We start from the raw sequence: 16,061 nt of genomic DNA, 5'->3' as shown, positions 1-16,061 counted from the left end.
GACAACCATGGTGAAGCGTAATACTTTGATTGTAAAATTTATTACTATCGCCCTATTGTTATTAGGTCCCCTTAAATTTGCGCATAGCGAAAATGCAACAGGTACTGTCAAGGTTTCGCATGCGCTTGGAATTTCCGATATTTCGCCCTCGCCACACAGGGTAATAACGCTTGGATGGAGTGGTGAAGACGTCGTACTCGCTCTGGGAACGGTTCCCATTGCAATGACCCGCTATGGTTCATTTCCCAGCGGAATGTTTCCATGGGATGAAGCTAAGCTGACTGGCGAAAGACCTCTTTTGCTTAGTGGCGATCTTAACTATGAGACGATAGCAGCTTTAAAGCCTGATCTTATTCTGGGTATCTATTCTGGCATAGACGCGGTGGCTTATAAACGCCTTTCGGCAATTGCCCCAACAGTGGTTTATCGTTCTGGTCCGTGGCAGGCAGATTGGAGAGAACAAACTGAAATTATTGGCGAGGCACTGGGGAAGAGCAAGGAAGCCCAAGCTCTAATCGCCGAAACAGAAGCCTTGCTGGAAGGTTTTGGTAATGATTACCCTGAACTTCAGGGTAAGACGTTTACGTTTGGCTCATATATGCCGGGCAGTTCGAGTCTCATTGTCTATCTGCCGTCCGATCCACGTGTACAGGCACTGACAAAAATGGGGCTGAAGATATCTTCAGGCGTAGAGGCACTCGCCACTTCAGACCCTGATGAGACGTCGACTTCTGTTAGTCTTGAGAACATTGGCAGTATTGATGCTGATATTCTGATCATGTGGTACGGGGAGGGTGCAAGGAATGCTGCTGAAACGCAACCTTTGTTTGCCGCACTGAATTCCGTGAAGCGGGGCTCTTATGTGGCGCTTGATGATCCGGTGTCGGTTTGGTCCACATCGGCTTTAAGTGTTCTCTCCATTCCCTATGGTTTTCCTAAGTTTGTCCCGCGTCTGGCCGAGGCTGCACGCAAAGCGGAGCGGCAATGATGCTGAGTGGGGAAAGAGCTGTCGTGATCTTGCCAATAATGTCTTGGGGATGTTGAAAGAGGTTCGGTCCCAGCACATCGTGCCATTTGATTATAAAACTAATTATAGTGTCGTTATTCATATCGACGGCCCATGCCAAGCAATCGCGACTACGACATAGCGGCGACTACCAATGAAGTATCCTGGTACGTTGGGTATAATTGTTTTTGTTTCTCAGCAGAGCGATTTAAAATCTAGATAGGGATATATCACTTTGACCAATCAGCGGAAAATACAACGAACGCTTTCTTTAGAAGCTGATTTTCGGCCTTCAATTTCTCGATATTTGACCGCAGTTTTCTCAGTTCCACTTCCAGTTCGGCCTGCGTCATTGGTGTGTGATCGTCAGTTTTAGGTTCATCAGCACCACTATCGAGCTCATTAATCGTTTCGCTGTCTTCTGGATTGGTATCCTGCTTCTTCACCCAAAGCCTTAAAGATTGCTCACCGATATTAAACTGTTCGGCAATTTCTCTATAGATTGTGCGGTCACGCGGGTTTACAAGACGACGCTGATTAACGGCTTCTATTGCTTTGGTCCGAATATCTTCCGGATATCGTTTGGCTGAGAACAACCTGCGTTCCTTGATGTTTGCAATTCAGAGCTAAATCCGACTTTCAAGGTAGAAAATTCACCTGCAGCTGTCTATTGGCGCATGACATTGCGCCAGTTTGAGCATGAGACAATTTCCTTACCTTGATCGACAGGAAAATATAGTTAGAATTATTAATATCAAATTCCAATCAGGTAAAGTGCTGCACGTCGCGTCGCACCCCCATAATCCGAAAGTGTCTACTCTTTATGACCCAATTCAGCCCACTTGTTTCTACGGATTGGCTTGAAATGCACGCAGAGGATAATTCGGTGGTTGTCCTCGAATCGAGTGTGTTTCTTGAACTGTCGGAAATGTCTGGGCGTCCTGAGTTCCGCAGCGGATTGGATGCGTTCGAAGGGGAAGGGCGCATTCCGAAAGCGCGCTTTGCAGATATGTTTTCAGAGTTTTCTGATCCTAATTCATCATTACCTTTTACCCGGCCTAACAAATCCCACTTTGATGCGGCTGCTGGAAGATTAGGAATAACACCTGACAGCCACGTAATTATATATGACCGTCTGGTCGGCCAATGGGCCTCACGTTTATGGTGGCTATTCCGTAGTTTCGGCCATTCGAAGGTCAGTGTTTTGGATGGAGGCTTGAAAAAATACCTTCGTGAAGGCCGCAAACTAGAAGAAGGGCGCCCCTACCCATACCCCATGGCTCAATATAGCGCGCCTTCTGATGGAAACTTTATTGTTTCAAAGCAAGATGTTGTTCGAGCAACGGATTCCAGTTCTAAGACGGACATCGTTTGCTTCTTGCCCGAAGATGATTTTGCTGGAAGGATTAACGTTCGGGAACGATTAGGCCATATTCCGGGCAGCGCGAATTTGCCATTCAAGAAGCTTCTTGATCCTACAACCAATGGCTTACAGCCGACTGAAAAGCTTAAGCAGCTTTTTTCTGAAGTTATTTCGCTGGATGGGCGTCAAGTGATAACCTATTGCGGGGGCGGTGTTGCATCGACGCTCGGCGCACTTGCTCTGGCTGTGCTGGGGTACTCTAATACTGCCGAATATGACGGGTCTTTGGCTGAATGGGTTTTAGATGCGACCTTGCCAATGGAAACGGGACTCGCGCCTACGTAACGTCCTTACTATGCTATTTAAAAGGTCGATTGCCCGGGCCAAGTTGGGTCCGGGTTATTTTTGTGATGCTGTCAGAAGCGATGTGTCTTTGTCTTTGGACAGATAATCTAAAATCAGCCCATTTTTTATAAAACAATTTCTTTTATAATTATAATTATAATTACATAAAAATATGGAAAGCTGCCAAGTGGCTGGCAGCGGGAGATTGACTCCGCCATATTATAGAGAAATGCAGTGCCTGTCTTAAGCGACCGATCCCCAGATGAATTAGCGAGCTACCGACCGCACATTGTTACGGCGGTGGGCTTCGCCAGTACGTTCGGATTGCTGTTCAACTCTGAGACTGGTTCGGTGGGCCATACCCATGGTTGAACTTGCATTTCAAAAACGTCCCAAACAGATCATAGCGATTGACATTAAAGGCTTGGCGAAGACCTTTGCCTCAAACGGTAGAGGAAACGTCCGAGCCTTGGCTCCGGTTGATCTACAGATCGAAGCCGGGTCTTTTGTCGCAATTGTCGGGCGCTCCGGTTGCGGAAAATCAACTCTACTGCGTTTGATTGCGGGTCTTGAAACGCCGACCGCGGGAAATCTGTCTGTTAAGGGAACAGATGGTGCAAAGCGTGGCGTGCGCTATGTCTTTCAAAACTATATAGAATCTCTTTTCCCATGGTTAAGTGTCGGTCAAAATATCGGATTTGGCCTTAGACATGCAAGCAATAGCAACGATTTGGCTTCAGTTTCTGGTGCAAAGCGTCAGGAGTTGATCGAAGGTCATTTGGCTGAGGTTGGTCTTGCTGGAAAATCGTCTTTTTATCCATCCGAGTTGTCGGGTGGTATGCAACAGCGGCTTGCAATTGCGCGTGCAATCGCATCGCGACCCGAAATTCTCCTGCTTGATGAACCATTCAGTGCAATTGATGCGTTGAGCCGAGCCAATATGCAGGACCTACTTCTGCGTATCTGGAAACAGCATAATCTGACGATTGTCTTTGTGACCCACGACATTGATGAGGCTCTGTATCTCGCAGACCGTGTCATCGTCATGAAAGAGCAGGGCGCAGGAATCGATCAGGATATTACCGTCTCGATTGCGCGTCCGCGCGATCAGGTCGCAAGTCGCGAAGATGCAGGCTTCCTGAAGCTGCGCCGGGAGGTTCTCCATCGGCTGTTGGGAGAGGCCTCATGAGCACCAAGGCCACAAGTGCACAAATCATCTCTATCGTTCAACATGAACAAGCCCCGCGTCCGGAGGCCGAGCTATTTAGTGAGTCAGGCGTGAACGTTAATGATGAGAGAGTGTCTAAAGACAGTTTTCTTTCGCGCTTCGTTTCCAGTCGCGTACTTGGTTGGACGGTCTTATGTGTATTGTTAGCTCTGTGGCAGGTATCAGCGTGGATACGGTATAATCCAACAGTTTCTTCACCAATTCAAATTGGACAGACGCTTGGCGAAGAACTTGCAGGTGGTGCGTTGCTCTGGGCGTTGCTGGATACGCTGCGACTTCTCGTAATCGGCTTCGCGATTGCCGCACCTTTTGGCATTGCACTTGGCTTTCTGATGGGCCGGGTACGCTTTTTCTGGGCTCTCCTTGAGCCTGTGGTGGAAATTGCCCGCGCCAAGCCGACAACGGCCATCATTCCAGTCCTGATCCTGTTTTTTGGCATTGGCGACACAATGAAAATTCTCGTGTTCCTGCTTTCGGCAATTTTTCCGTTGCTGATGACCTCCTATGCAGGGGCGCAGAGCCTATCTAAAACGCTGCGCGAAACGGCGCAGACGTTCAAGTTAAGCTGGTTTCAAACCCAGATTGAGGTCGCTCTGCCAGCAGCGCTTCCTTACATTCTTGTTGGTATGCGACAGGCACTAGGCACATCCTTGATGATGTCTGTGGTTGTTGGCATGGTCGCAGGCAATGACGGCATCGGCTTTTATATTCTCGAAGCCCAGCAATCCTTCAATATTCGAAAACTTCTCGCCGCGACCGTTCTCGTGGCGGCAGTCGGCTATTTGATCAATTCGCTCTTTCTGATGCTCGAAAAGCGCTTCACGAGAGCGGGTCATACGCCGAACTGATCAATCATCAGGAGAATTCCATGCCAGAAATCGGCGTTTTCAGCTTTGGCGATACCTATCCCAACCCGATCACGGGTGAACGACAGACTGCTTATGATAATCTCAAAGATCTGCTTGAGCGTATTGAGCTTGCAGACCGTCTCGGCCTCGATTTTTTTGGCGTAGGCGAACATCACCGCCCGGACTTTTCGGTCGCTGCTTGTTCAACGGTGCTCGCGGCTGCTGCGGCGCGTACCAAAACCATCCGTCTTGGTACTGCAACAATTGTTCTTTCAACGGATGATCCTGTCCGCCTTTACCAGCAATTTGCAACGCTGGACCTCTTATCGCATGGCCGTGCAGAACTCGGTCTTGGTGGTGGTGTATTTCTGGAATCGTTCGATCTGTTTGGCGTCGACTATGCGGATCGCAATGCTTATTTTGATGAGAAGCTCAACCTCATCGCCAATATTGACGCCCATGAGAATGTTACTTTCAAAGGTGTCAGCCGTCCGCCGCTGGATAATCTACTGGTCTGGCCGCGTCCGTTGAGTGGTCATCTTGATCTGTGGCAGACGACTGGACTTTCGGAAGGGTCGTTTCTGCGTGCAGCAAAGCTCGGCTTTTCAGTGCAGACGGGTTCGAGAGGCCCTGATTTTGAGCGGCTTGCAGAGCTTGTCACCCTCTATCGAAAGGCTGCATTCGAACTGGGACATCCGGCCAATCGCAGCCGTGTGGCACTGAGCGCGCATGGCTATATTGGCGACGACAATCAAAAATCCATCGACAGCTTTTTCATCCATTATCAGACTTATGTTGCCAATATGCGCCTCAATCGCGGCAAACCAGTACCAACGCGCGAGCAGTATGAAGAAGCAGTTGAAGACCTGAACTCCAATATTATTGTCGGTGATGCAAAACATGTTCTTGCCAAGCTGAAGCACCAACATGCCCGTATTGGCTATGATCGCCATATTTTCCAGCTCGACTGGCGGGCAGTTCCGCATGCCGATCAGTTGCGTGCGATTGAAATCCTGGGATCCGATATAGCGCCCGAATTTAGAAAACTGGACGCCGCAAGTAGCTCGCAAGCCGCTTAACCGGTAAAATCAGATATCGTTTTGTGAAAGTATCTCAAATGGTTACAATATCCCGACGTCTGCTTTTGTCACTCGCAATCGCGACGGCTTTATCTCCGGCAGCATTTGCTCAAGAGCCAACTTTGGTACGGGTCGCGTTGACACCCGGAACTTACAACATCGCGATTGCTGAACAGGAGGGATTCTTCGCGCGCCACGGCATCCGAACGGAGCTGGTACAGCTTGCAACCGGAACAGAATCCATCGCGGCGGTTAAAGGTGGCAGCGCCGATATTGCTTATGCTGATACTTTTGCTGGCGTAAATGCCATCCACAATGGCTTTGGTCTCAAGCTGGTCGCAGGCGCCAATCACACCAGCCAGGCAGTCAATTATCTCGTCAAACAAGACAGTGACATCAAGACTCCGGAAGACCTAAAAGCGCGCAAACTTGGCATTGGTGGGGTGCCTTTCTTCCGGGTGTTTGCCAACAAATATCTGGAAAGCAATGGCGTTCAGCCTGCAGATGTGAACTTTACCATCATCAAGCAAAGTTCTGCATTGCCCGAAGCACTGCAGAATGGCGCTGTGGACGCCATTCAATCACTTGGCTTCATCGTTGCCTACAACAATGATGGCACTGGTGACGGTTATAATTTCCGGACTATTGGTGATCCGAGCACGGCGAAATACCAGAACCCTAACGCAGTGCAGGCTGGATGGTGGACCTCCGCTGAATGGGCAGACAGCAATGCAGATACGGCACAAAAGTTTAGTGCTGCATATCGGGAATTTGCAAGCTGGTATAACAAACTTGATCTCGATAAACGCGTTGAGCTTGCTGCACGTTTTGACAAGCTTGATTTCGCAAAAGTCGCGAATGGCGACCCGGAAAAGCTCAAAAATCTGGCGTTTCTGACGACAGCCCGTTACGTTGAAGGCCCGGTTGATGTGAATGCAACTCAAGAGTGGATTGCATCGGGTGTGAAAGCCGCGCCTGAGCAAGTGCTAGAGAATGTTTCTATAGCCGACTATCTGCTGCCATCAGCCCAATAATCAAGCATGATAACAAGTCTCTTTCCACATGACTTCGTGGGAAGAGCAGACCGCTGTCGGTCTGAGAGGAATATTATGACACATAGCAAACGCCGGTTGCGGCTCGGCTATTCTATCTGGCCTACAGGTCATCACAGGACTGCATGGCGCCTTCCTGAAGCGAGCAACACTGGCACCGTTGATCCCGACTTCATGGCCGATACAATACGCACCGCAGAACGTGGATTGTTTGACTATTATTTTATTGGCAATGCGGTAAAAAGTGACCCGGATGCAGCGCGCTCCAATGGCAATGAAGTGTTCAAAATCGAGGGTTATGCCCTTGGTGGTTATGCAGCCGCTATCACCAGCCGTATCGGTATCGTGGTAACGATCAATATTACCTATTCTGACCCCTACAACACAGCGCGAGCTATTGTTTCGCTCGATCATTTAAGTCGCGGGCGTGCCGGACTGAATGTGGTTACAGGTGCGGCAGGCACCGATGCTGCGTTAAATTTCTCCCGTGCAGCTCATCCAAAAGCGGAAGAAAAATACCAGCAGGCCGACGAGTTTCTTGATGTTTTCAGTAGACTTATAACCAGTTGGGATAAAGACTGGCTTGTTGATGATCGCGATAATGGTGTTTTCCTTGATCCGAAAAAAGGCCGTCGTATAGATCACTCAGGCCATTTTTTCTCGGTGCGTGGGCCGCTCAATGTTCCGCCGCCAATACAGGACCGTATTCCGATCATTCATGCAGGCACCAGTGAGCAGTCGTTTGAGCTTGGTGCGAAATATGCCGATATACGTTTCAGCCCCTATCGTGGGCGCGACTGGAACAAAGCCTATTATAAAGACATAAAGAGCCGTTTGCCGAAATATGGGCGCAGTGAAGATGACCAGTTCATTCTCCCGGGCTTCACATTTTTCGTTGATGAAACAACGCGATCTGCACGTGACACCTATCGTATGGTGCAGAATTTTACGCTGGAAGAATATGCTCCCAAAGTCGTTTCCAGCTTTCTAGGGCTTGAACTGGTTTCAGCAGACAAACATGAAAAAGTGCTCAACATTGTCGATATAGAAAAGCTGCGAAAAGAAGCGGCAGCACAGCCAGTTCAGCTCAACGGGCAGCCGGGTCAGGCAGCCAACAAGCTTTGGGCGCTCGAAATGGCGCTTGAAAGCTTTGGCGACATTGAAGAAGTAACGTTCAACGATCTTTATCATTACATCGTCAATTTTCCCGGAAATCAGGCGCCCGTCGTGGGTAGTGCGCGCGAAGTTGCGGACTGGATTGAAGAGCGGTTCGAAGACCGAGAATTTGACGGCGTTAAGGTGTTTCCACCTTATTCACCACAGCCGCTGGCAGCGTTTGTTGATCTGGTTGTGCCAGAGTTGCAGAGGCGCGGCATCTATCGAACTGAATACGAAACAACGACATTGACTGGCCATCTGGGCCTTGACGGTCGGAATAAAAATTGAGGGCGGGGCATGACCAACAATAAGATTTCATCGATTATCGCAGCAGAAGAAGCAATCGCTCTTGTCAGAAAGGGCGCAGCTGTTGTTTTTCTTGATGTTCGTTTTGCACCGGGAAAAGCTGATCTTAAGCGCGGCTATGAAGAGGCGCATATCGCGGGCGCACATTTTGTTGATCTTCCAACACAATTGCAGGGGAAGGGCGGCGGGGTCTCCGGCGCGCGACCACTACCCAGCGTCGAACAGCTTCAGTCCGATATAGCACGCTGGGGCATCAGCTGTGATAGTAGAGTAATTGTCTATAGCAATGATACGCCAGCGGCAGCGGCGCGAGCATGGTTTGTACTCCGCTGGGCGGGTGTTGCGAAGGTAAGCTTTCTTGATGGTGGCCTAACCGCGTGGCAACAAGCTGGCGGCGATGTGAATGCCGATCTACCCAAGACAGGTGGTGGTGATTTTATCATCAACACGACAGGGCATTTACCCACCGCAACTGCCGATGAAATCGCGGAACTTATCTCAGGTCAAAAAACTGTGCTGGATGCGCGCCCCACGTCTGCATATGCAGGCGATGGTTCGGATAGGAGTGGGCATATTCCAGGTGCTGTAAGCTTGCCTTCAAAGGCATTTTTGGCTCTCGACGGGAAGCTGTTATCAGCTGCAGAAATCACAACTCTCCTTGAGCAGAAGGGTGTAAGGCCCGGTGATACGGTTGGTGTTTATTGTGGTGGTGGCGTTGCCGCTGCACTTGAAACATTGGTCCTGCGAGAAAATGGCGTTGATGCTCGGTTGTTTGTGGGGTCGTTCTCCGCGTGGTCTGCGGACCCTTTAAGGCCCACAGAAAAATTGGCCTGACGTCATTCACAGTTGACCGTAGACTTTGCCGACCGTGCCCTCGCAAGGTCGGCTTTTGCTTAACCGGATGTACCAACATATTTTCTGATCGGAATATAGAATTATGAACAAGCCGATTGGTTTGAAAAGTCTGGACGGTGCCAGCGTTACAGTGCCGCGCAAACCAGACTGGCGGCGACAAGCAGCGATATTTGTTATCGGCGCCGTGCTTGCTGCTATCGCCTGCTACATCATACGTGGTGGGCAAGCAGTCTTTGATGGGATGCACGAAGCCGGGAAACAACTTGGGGGCGTAGTTCTGCAACTTTTTTGCGGTATCGTGGTGGCTTCAGCAATCAGTGTTCTTGTTCCGCGTGATAAGGTGCGTGGCTGGCTTGGCTCAAAGTCTGGCACAAGAGGCCTGGTAATTGCCAGCGCCTTGGGTGCAATTATGCCCGGTGGTCCTTTTGCTTCCTTCCCTTTGGTGTTGGCATTGGCAAAAGCAGGAGCTGATATTGGCGCGCTGATTGCGTTCTTAACAGCATGGGCTGCTCTTAGCCTGAGTCGTCTGTTGATCTGGGAAATTCCGCTGCTTGGCTTTGACTTCGGTATGCTGCGATTGGTCGCCAGTCTACCACTACCATGGCTTGCGGGGTTTCTTGCGCGCTTTGCGGCTAGCAGAATTTTGAAGGGGCAATGGTGACTTGCATGGATAACAGTGAAATTTTCATGCTCGCTCTAGCCGTTGTTCTTGTTGGTTTGATATGGTTTAAACATCCCGACCGTATCAGCGTTCTGTTCCAGCAAATAAGAGATCAATCAAAGTCCATAATCGTCAGTGTTCCGGCAGGCTTTATCATAGCTGCATTTCTCAGCCGTCTTTTGCCTGCTGATCTAATAGGCTCTTTCGTAGGACGCGAAAGTGGCTTTACCGGCATTCTATTTGCCAGTGTTTTGGGTGCTTTTGTGCCGGGTGGTCCGATGATCTCTTTTCCTATCGCGCTGACGATCTGGAATACAGGGGCAGGCGAGGCGCAGATGGTGGCGTTTCTGACGGGGTGGTCTGTTTTCGCGGTACATCGGATTATTTCTTATGAACTACCGCTTATGGGCATTCGCTTTTTATGCATCCGCACTTTTTCCTCCCTACTATTACCACCGCTGAGTGGTGCTATCGCTTTGTTGATTGCAGGATAAGCTTTCAACATAGACGTAATAATTAAGCAGCCCGAATTGATTTCGGGCTGCTTTAAACAATCAGAAAGTGCGCTGCAATGAAACGCGGCCATGTAGAGCGTGTTTGCCATCAAGGCTGCTATTGGAGTCACTCCATTTTACATAGGCGATTTCTGGAGTTACACGCAGTCCCGGTGTCAATTGATATGGAGCTGTTCCCACAACGGCCAGATTGTCTGTTCCGTCATATGAGACCTGCAAGTTCAAAGTTTGCTTCTTTGAAGCCTTGTATTCTAAGCCGCCCCAAAAAGTCCAATCTCCGCCCCATGTTCCGTAAAAGGCGTCAATTTTTCTATAAGCTTCACCATTGGCTATCGCATAATGATCGTGGTTCGATTTGTAGGCCCCCTGCAACCAGATTGAGAACTGATCTGTAATTTTGAGATCGCCGCGAATTTTACCAGCCCAGGTTTCGTTACGGGAGTCGTATGCTGCAACGCCTGCAATACTACCCGCGTCACCTTTCCATTTTACACCGCCTACAATGTGCGGAACGTAGTCATCAATGGTAACATCTGTGTTGGCTTCGGAGTTTCCGCCCTGTTCAAGCGAGAGAATTGCAGAAAAATGCTTGTTTGGCTCAAAGGTATAACTGATGAGGTTGGTTCGATATCCACCAGCGAGAATGATATCATCACTTAGGACATTCCCAAGATAGCCGGTGAAGGTAAGGAACGCAGATTCATCAAGGCCAACTCGTAACCCACCCAGCTGAATATATGCGAAGCGAAGTGTTGTTGTGTCATTCGCATTGAACCACTGATAGCGGATCTCGGTGTGCGTTTTAAGATCGCCGAGATCGGTATGACTTGCCGTTGTAAAGCGAAATTGGAAACGTGTCTGACTACGCCATGTGTCGGCTTTAACAGCGCTGCCACGCGTCGCGTAAACATTATCACCACCCGTTGTCGCATTACGAATGTAGCCATGGATACGGACACAGGTCTCGGTCCCCGGAATATAGAAATAGCCGGCACCATAAGCATCGCAAATCTTGACATATTCGGCAGGCTCCGCGTCAGGCACGGGCTGAATTTCAGCGGCATAGGCCCCCCAAATGCCAAACTGAGAAAGGATCGTGGTGAGTGTGAGTGATTTCAGATTCATATAATTCTCCATCAAATTATATGAGTTTTCTAATTATAATTATAATTTGCATGAAGGTAATTTGTTACAATAAACATACGGAATAGGGATTTAATGACTGCTATTAGGTCCAAAAACTGAAATTTGTATAATTGCATGAATTATAATTATTATTTTAATATCGAGCGGGTTGTGACCAAGTCGAAATATGCCCGCTCGGGCCAAGCGCCATTATATATTTCCAGATCGATCAACGATTTAGGATCTCAAGGCTTCTGCCGCACTCATGCGCAGCGTCATCAACGCCGGAACCAGTGAAACCACCGCTGCAACAGCAATAAAGCCAATAGCAAGCCAGACATCGCTCATAGCAAATTCCACCGGCATCCTGACTGCTGTTGTTGCGGTGAGCCATGATGTGATGGCCCGCGCTGCCGCATAGCCGATTGCCAGCCCAAGAAAGATTCCAAGCAGTAGCAGGAAAAACAATTCGCCCCAGACAATCGCCATGATGGAGCGAACCGGCGCACCAAGCGCACGCAGCGCACCGATCTGACGTTTTCGCGCGCCGATATGCATGACCGCAACCAACAACAAGGCGAAAACCACAATCACCTGCGTACCAATGGCGATACCAAGCAGCAGGCTGCGGGCATCTCCCAATGTTGAATAGAGCCTTGTGAGAACCTCTGCCGGGAAGATCGCCAATGTGCGATCAGAACGATATTCCTGCCGCAGTCGATAGGCATCCGCAATGGTCTTTGGTTTTACAAGAATAGCCGGAACACCGGGGCTATCAGCATCGAAAGCCTCATCAAGCGGCGCATTGACGTCGATTTCGTGATCATGGTCATGCGGCTTTTCATTGATAAGCACACCAAATCCGTTACCCGGCTTTTCAGCATGGTCGTCATGCTCGTGTTCTTCATGAGCTTCCATGCCATGCAGCTGCCAGACAGTGCGAATGGGAACCAGAATGGACCGATCCCAAGCAGTGCCGGTCGGAGCCATTTTGCCAGCGACATGATAGCTGACCTCGGTATGTGTATGTCCGCCGGTCTCAACAGTACCGTGCATTGGATTGACTTTAGCACCGACAGCCAGATCGACTGCCGAACCGATAATTGCCTCGCCCAGACGTGCGAACATCGTGCCTTCGGCGAGCTGCGGTGACAGGGCGGAAATAAGCTCGGTTGTCGTGCCGACAATGGGAAAGCCCATCGCGCTGTCGCCAAAGCCTATGGGTGCTGCGAAGGCCACGCGCTTGTCATTGGCAAGTTTGCCCAGCATCGCACCCGACATCAGCGGCAGAGGCGACGGCTGCAAAAAGACCGACGAAAGTGTGAGCTGCGTGTCACTTCCTGCAGCACCGATCACAAGGTCAAACTTGTCAGATGCCCGCGCCGTCCCAAGCCGCACAGCCCGTTCCTGCAAGGTTACGACTGAACTTAATGCAACCGACAAAGCCAGCAGAACGATGATGGCGACGGCACCACTCCAGAAACGGCGCAGATCGGCAAGAATGAATGCGATCATGACAATTCCATCTCCGCGCTGTCGCTTGCAATCCTTCCGCCTTCAAGGCGAATGCGGCGCTGCAGATACTGCATCAGCTGCGGATCATGCGTGACGACCACCAATGTCGCCTTTTCTTCGGTCGCAAGCCGCACCAGAAGTTCGGCAACATCGGCACCGGTTTTCTGATCAAGACTTGCAGTCGGTTCATCGGCCACGATCACGCCGGGCTTAGATAGAAGCGCACGCGCGATAGCAACGCGCTGCATCTCACCGCGCGACAGTGTTTCGATATGTTGGTCCGGGCGGATTATTCCGACTGTTTGAAGCAATTGAAGCGCGCGTGCGCGATCATCAGCTTTCACCCCAAAACTCAATTTGAGCGGCAAGAGCACATTGGACAGTGCGGAAAGGCCGGGAAACAAGTGAAAATCCTGCATCACCAGACCAATGTTGCGCGCACGAAACGCATCGCGCCTGAAAGAAGACAGGCTGCTGATTGCCGTTTCGCCCCAAACTACTTTGCCGGCTTTCACAGGTTCGAGACCCGTTATGGCGTTGACCAGCGTGCTTTTCCCCGAGCCGGAGGCACCGGTAATTGCCAGATGACCACCCGCAACCAGATTAAACTTTTCAATGGAAAGCACAGGGAGAGCCAACCCCGGAAAGCGCACTTCCAGATCGGCAATATCGAGCGACAGGCCCGATGGCTTGGCAAGCATCATCATCAGACCGTTTTGAAAGAAGCATCACGCAGACGAAGCTGACTGACAAAGCCTGTTTCAGGGTCTGTCCATGAACCATATTCCAACGTGCCGCGCGTCAGAATTGGCGCGTTGAACTGCACGAATGTCTGTTTGGATGCCAGATAAACGACCATGATATTGTCGGGCCAATCGGAATCCGACGAGCAGAATGGGCAGATCGACATCGGAATTTCGGTCAGAACGAAGAAATTGGCTTCAGCCTTGAGTGGCGGTGCCATGAACCCGCTGATCGCCACTTCCTTGCCGGAAGAATTTTTGACCTGATCGGAAAACTCCAGACCCAGCACGCCAAAACTTTTATACAGATTGTCAAAGCCAAGCTGCTCTGCGGCTTGTGCCCTGTTTGCAATGCACATCAAAGGCGCAGTTGCCAATGCACCAAGCATGAGTTGCCTGCGATTGAAATGCGTTCCTTTGCGCATCCTGTCCTCCTGAAGAGAAGTGGACAGGCGGAAAACCCGCCTGTCCTTAATAAAACGAAGATTACTCAGACTTTGCCTTGCCGAGCGCAAAGGTGTCAGCAAGCACACGGTAAACATCGCTCTGTTCCATATAGCCGCGCAGACCCTCGGAACCTGGACCCGTTGCCTGAAGAACAACGTCATCGACCGCGTGAACGCCGGTGTCATCTTCCTTAGGGATGTTGCCCTGAACGAAGACTGCGCCCGGAACATCCTTGTAAGCCTCATTGGCTACATATTCGCCCTTCTCGTTCTTAACGGCTGGCACGAAGGCGCCATCCATCTTTGGGCGGAAGGTTTCGTAATGATCCGGGCCGTTATTGGCGGCGAGGAACAGACGACGCGAAACATCGATGCGATCCGGATAACCGTCGCCATTGGAGTCTTCGTAATTCGGGAATCCGGCGGCATCGTAAGTGCCAACCTTTTCGCGCATTTCATCGCCCGGCTTTTCATCATCGACTGTACCAATGATGGCAACGCCATGGGTATGATCGCCGGTGACGATAATCATCGTGTCCGGGTGCTTTTCGGCAAATTCGCGGGCAACGCCAACAGCCTTGTCGAACTCGATGGTTTCGACCAGCGCGCGATCCCAATCAAGCGGATGGCTCATCTTATCAACCGATGCGCCTTCAACCATCAGGAAGAAGCCTTCCGGATTCTTGGAGAGCTTTTCGAGAGCTGTCTTGGTCATTTCCACCAGACCCGGCTGGTTCGGGAACTTGTCAACCGTGCCTTTCTTGAGGAACTCACGATCAAGCGTCACGTCGAGGTTGCCGGTATGGAAAAGACCGAGCAGCTTGTCCTGATTGGACTCACCCGATGCAGCAAGCTCGTCCTTGCTTGTGACCAGCGCATATCCGGCATCCTTGAACAGCTGGATATAATCCTTGTCGTCCTTGCGCTTGGAACCCGGAACATCCTTGGCGAGGAAGTAAGCAGAACCGCCGCCAAGAATAACGTCAGGCTTCACATCATACATCATGCCGACAATATCAGCCTTGTCGGAACGCTTGCGGGTATGTGCGACCAGCGCGGCCGGTGTCGCGTCCTGAAGTTCGGAGGTCGAAACAATGCCGATGGACTTCTTGGTTTCGCGACGCATTGCTTCTGCAATGGTTTCAACCTTCGGGTCGTCCTGGCTGTCAGGTGTACGATCGGCATAAACGCCGAGTGCATTCACGCGTGATTTGTGGCCCGTCATGTAAGCCGACATGGTGTTGGCACTATCGGTCGCAATCGAATGAGTCGACGAAGTGCCGATGAAAGCAACAGGTGGAATATCGTCCATGTTGAGGCGGCCATTGGCCTTACCTTCGCTCATGCCCTTCGACATGATGCGCGCGCCGGTGCGGTGCGCGACCGACAGACCGTCAGCGATCAGGAAGATGATGTTCTTGGCTTTGGCTTCATTGCCGGTCGAATACACATCCCAGTTGACCGACTTGGTTTCGTCGCCAGCAGAAACGTCAACCTTGTAATCGCCGGCCTTGCCGATTTTCAGGTTGCGCAGGATCAGGGCCGAGCCAAGAACCTTGTCTTCTGCGCCCTTTTCTTCAGCGGTAAACTCGGCTTTGCTGCCAAATACAGCTTCATAGTCCTGTCCATTGACGGTAACTTTCACGTCCTCTGGCTTAACGACCTTATCGAACTCTACCTTGAAATCGAATGGCGAATTGACGAGGATTGTCGCCCGGTCAATTGGATAGACGGTTGCAGCACCAGCCGCAGTCGTCAGCATGGTTGCTGAGGCGAGAGCAAGAAGCAGTTTGCGCATATCAGAAAATCCCCACTG

General features: G+C 50.6%; 16 protein-coding genes. 10 read left to right on the top strand and 6 right to left on the bottom strand.

Annotated features, from left to right (window positions below; genetic code table 11):
* Positions 1-7: 7 nt before the first annotated feature.
* Entirely contained in the window at positions 8-988 is a 981-nt protein-coding gene (locus J2782_RS17985) for an iron-siderophore ABC transporter substrate-binding protein (RefSeq protein WP_310015071.1), read from the top strand.
* Positions 989-1,236: 248 nt separating this feature from the next.
* Here the strand turns inward: J2782_RS17985 and J2782_RS17980 are convergent, their stop codons facing one another.
* Positions 1,237-1,602 (bottom strand): hypothetical protein, encoded by a 366-nt coding sequence (locus J2782_RS17980; RefSeq protein ID WP_310015066.1) that lies wholly within the window; start codon positions 1,600-1,602, stop codon positions 1,237-1,239.
* A 227-nt stretch (positions 1,603-1,829) separates the two neighbouring features.
* Between J2782_RS17980 and J2782_RS17975 the strand changes: the two genes are divergently transcribed.
* The 9 genes from J2782_RS17975 (at position 1,830) to J2782_RS17935 (ending at position 10,395) form a co-directional block, all read left to right on the top strand.
* Positions 1,830-2,714 (top strand): sulfurtransferase, encoded by an 885-nt coding sequence (locus J2782_RS17975; RefSeq protein ID WP_310015063.1) that lies wholly within the window; start codon positions 1,830-1,832, stop codon positions 2,712-2,714.
* Positions 2,715-3,078: 364 nt separating this feature from the next.
* Entirely contained in the window at positions 3,079-3,903 is an 825-nt protein-coding gene (locus J2782_RS17970) for an ABC transporter ATP-binding protein (RefSeq protein ID WP_310015060.1), read from the top strand.
* Positions 3,900-4,790 (top strand): ABC transporter permease, encoded by an 891-nt coding sequence (locus tag J2782_RS17965; RefSeq protein WP_310015056.1) that lies wholly within the window; start codon positions 3,900-3,902, stop codon positions 4,788-4,790. Before J2782_RS17970 ends, J2782_RS17965 begins: the two co-directional genes overlap by 4 nt.
* Before the next feature lie 20 nt (positions 4,791-4,810).
* Complete coding sequence (locus J2782_RS17960; protein WP_310015053.1) at positions 4,811-5,869, top strand: LLM class flavin-dependent oxidoreductase; 1,059 nt, start codon at positions 4,811-4,813, stop codon at positions 5,867-5,869.
* Positions 5,870-5,907: 38 nt separating this feature from the next.
* The gene (locus J2782_RS17955) at positions 5,908-6,903 is read left to right on the top strand and encodes an ABC transporter substrate-binding protein (protein ID WP_310015049.1); all 996 of its coding nucleotides are present in this window, start codon (positions 5,908-5,910) and stop codon (positions 6,901-6,903) included.
* A 75-nt stretch (positions 6,904-6,978) separates the two neighbouring features.
* Complete coding sequence (locus tag J2782_RS17950) at positions 6,979-8,367, top strand: NtaA/DmoA family FMN-dependent monooxygenase (RefSeq protein WP_310015046.1); 1,389 nt, start codon at positions 6,979-6,981, stop codon at positions 8,365-8,367.
* Between the two features lie 9 nt (positions 8,368-8,376).
* Positions 8,377-9,219: a sulfurtransferase gene (locus J2782_RS17945; protein WP_310015044.1), complete on the top strand. Its 843-nt coding sequence runs from the start codon at positions 8,377-8,379 to the stop codon at positions 9,217-9,219.
* A gap of 103 nt (positions 9,220-9,322) precedes the next feature.
* Positions 9,323-9,901, top strand: coding sequence for a permease (locus tag J2782_RS17940; RefSeq protein ID WP_310015041.1), 579 nt, complete (start codon positions 9,323-9,325; stop codon positions 9,899-9,901).
* A 5-nt stretch (positions 9,902-9,906) separates the two neighbouring features.
* Positions 9,907-10,395, top strand: a complete 489-nt coding sequence (locus J2782_RS17935; RefSeq protein ID WP_310015037.1) for a hypothetical protein — start codon at positions 9,907-9,909, stop codon at positions 10,393-10,395.
* A 60-nt stretch (positions 10,396-10,455) separates the two neighbouring features.
* Here J2782_RS17935 and J2782_RS17930 read toward each other — a convergent pair whose 3' ends face one another.
* The 5 genes from J2782_RS17930 to J2782_RS17910 form a co-directional block, all read right to left on the bottom strand.
* The gene (locus J2782_RS17930; RefSeq protein ID WP_310015035.1) at positions 10,456-11,541 is read right to left on the bottom strand and encodes a porin; all 1,086 of its coding nucleotides are present in this window, start codon (positions 11,539-11,541) and stop codon (positions 10,456-10,458) included.
* A 237-nt stretch (positions 11,542-11,778) separates the two neighbouring features.
* Complete coding sequence (locus J2782_RS17925) at positions 11,779-13,056, bottom strand: ABC transporter permease (RefSeq protein ID WP_310015032.1); 1,278 nt, start codon at positions 13,054-13,056, stop codon at positions 11,779-11,781.
* A complete protein-coding gene (locus J2782_RS17920; protein ID WP_310015029.1) occupies positions 13,053-13,763 on the bottom strand; it encodes an ABC transporter ATP-binding protein in 711 nt (236 codons plus the stop codon). The genes J2782_RS17925 and J2782_RS17920 overlap by 4 nt, the downstream gene beginning before the upstream one ends.
* Positions 13,763-14,224: a hypothetical protein gene (locus J2782_RS17915; protein WP_310015028.1), complete on the bottom strand. Its 462-nt coding sequence runs from the start codon at positions 14,222-14,224 to the stop codon at positions 13,763-13,765. The genes J2782_RS17920 and J2782_RS17915 overlap by 1 nt, the downstream gene beginning before the upstream one ends.
* Positions 14,225-14,285: 61 nt before the next feature.
* Positions 14,286-16,043, bottom strand: a complete 1,758-nt coding sequence (locus J2782_RS17910; RefSeq protein ID WP_310015027.1) for an alkaline phosphatase — start codon at positions 16,041-16,043, stop codon at positions 14,286-14,288.
* Positions 16,044-16,061 lie beyond the last annotated feature (18 nt).

This window comes from Brucella pseudogrignonensis (assembly GCF_031454375.1).
GTDB lineage: Bacteria > Pseudomonadota > Alphaproteobacteria > Rhizobiales > Rhizobiaceae > Brucella > Brucella pseudogrignonensis_A.
This window is presented reverse-complemented; position numbering and strand designations above follow the sequence as displayed.

Bases quoted from the DNA above. Each gene is read 5' to 3' on its own strand.
- J2782_RS17915 (WP_310015028.1), bottom strand. From the start codon at position 14,224: ATGCGCAAAGGAACGCATTTCAATCGCAGGCAACTCATGCTTGGTGCA.
- J2782_RS17955 (WP_310015049.1), top strand. From the start codon at position 5,908: ATGGTTACAATATCCCGACGTCTGCTTTTGTCACTCGCAATCGCGACG.
- J2782_RS17920 (WP_310015029.1), bottom strand. From the start codon at position 13,763: ATGATGATGCTTGCCAAGCCATCGGGCCTGTCGCTCGATATTGCCGAT.
- J2782_RS17950 (WP_310015046.1), top strand. From the start codon at position 6,979: ATGACACATAGCAAACGCCGGTTGCGGCTCGGCTATTCTATCTGGCCT.
- J2782_RS17965 (WP_310015056.1), top strand. From the start codon at position 3,900: ATGAGCACCAAGGCCACAAGTGCACAAATCATCTCTATCGTTCAACAT.
- J2782_RS17985 (WP_310015071.1), top strand. From the start codon at position 8: ATGGTGAAGCGTAATACTTTGATTGTAAAATTTATTACTATCGCCCTA.
- J2782_RS17940 (WP_310015041.1), top strand. From the start codon at position 9,323: ATGAACAAGCCGATTGGTTTGAAAAGTCTGGACGGTGCCAGCGTTACA.
- J2782_RS17970 (WP_310015060.1), top strand. From the start codon at position 3,079: ATGGTTGAACTTGCATTTCAAAAACGTCCCAAACAGATCATAGCGATT.
- J2782_RS17925 (WP_310015032.1), bottom strand. From the start codon at position 13,056: ATGATCGCATTCATTCTTGCCGATCTGCGCCGTTTCTGGAGTGGTGCC.
- J2782_RS17960 (WP_310015053.1), top strand. From the start codon at position 4,811: ATGCCAGAAATCGGCGTTTTCAGCTTTGGCGATACCTATCCCAACCCG.
- J2782_RS17945 (WP_310015044.1), top strand. From the start codon at position 8,377: ATGACCAACAATAAGATTTCATCGATTATCGCAGCAGAAGAAGCAATC.
- J2782_RS17910 (WP_310015027.1), bottom strand. From the start codon at position 16,043: ATGCGCAAACTGCTTCTTGCTCTCGCCTCAGCAACCATGCTGACGACT.
- J2782_RS17930 (WP_310015035.1), bottom strand. From the start codon at position 11,541: ATGAATCTGAAATCACTCACACTCACCACGATCCTTTCTCAGTTTGGC.
- J2782_RS17975 (WP_310015063.1), top strand. From the start codon at position 1,830: ATGACCCAATTCAGCCCACTTGTTTCTACGGATTGGCTTGAAATGCAC.
- J2782_RS17935 (WP_310015037.1), top strand. From the start codon at position 9,907: ATGGATAACAGTGAAATTTTCATGCTCGCTCTAGCCGTTGTTCTTGTT.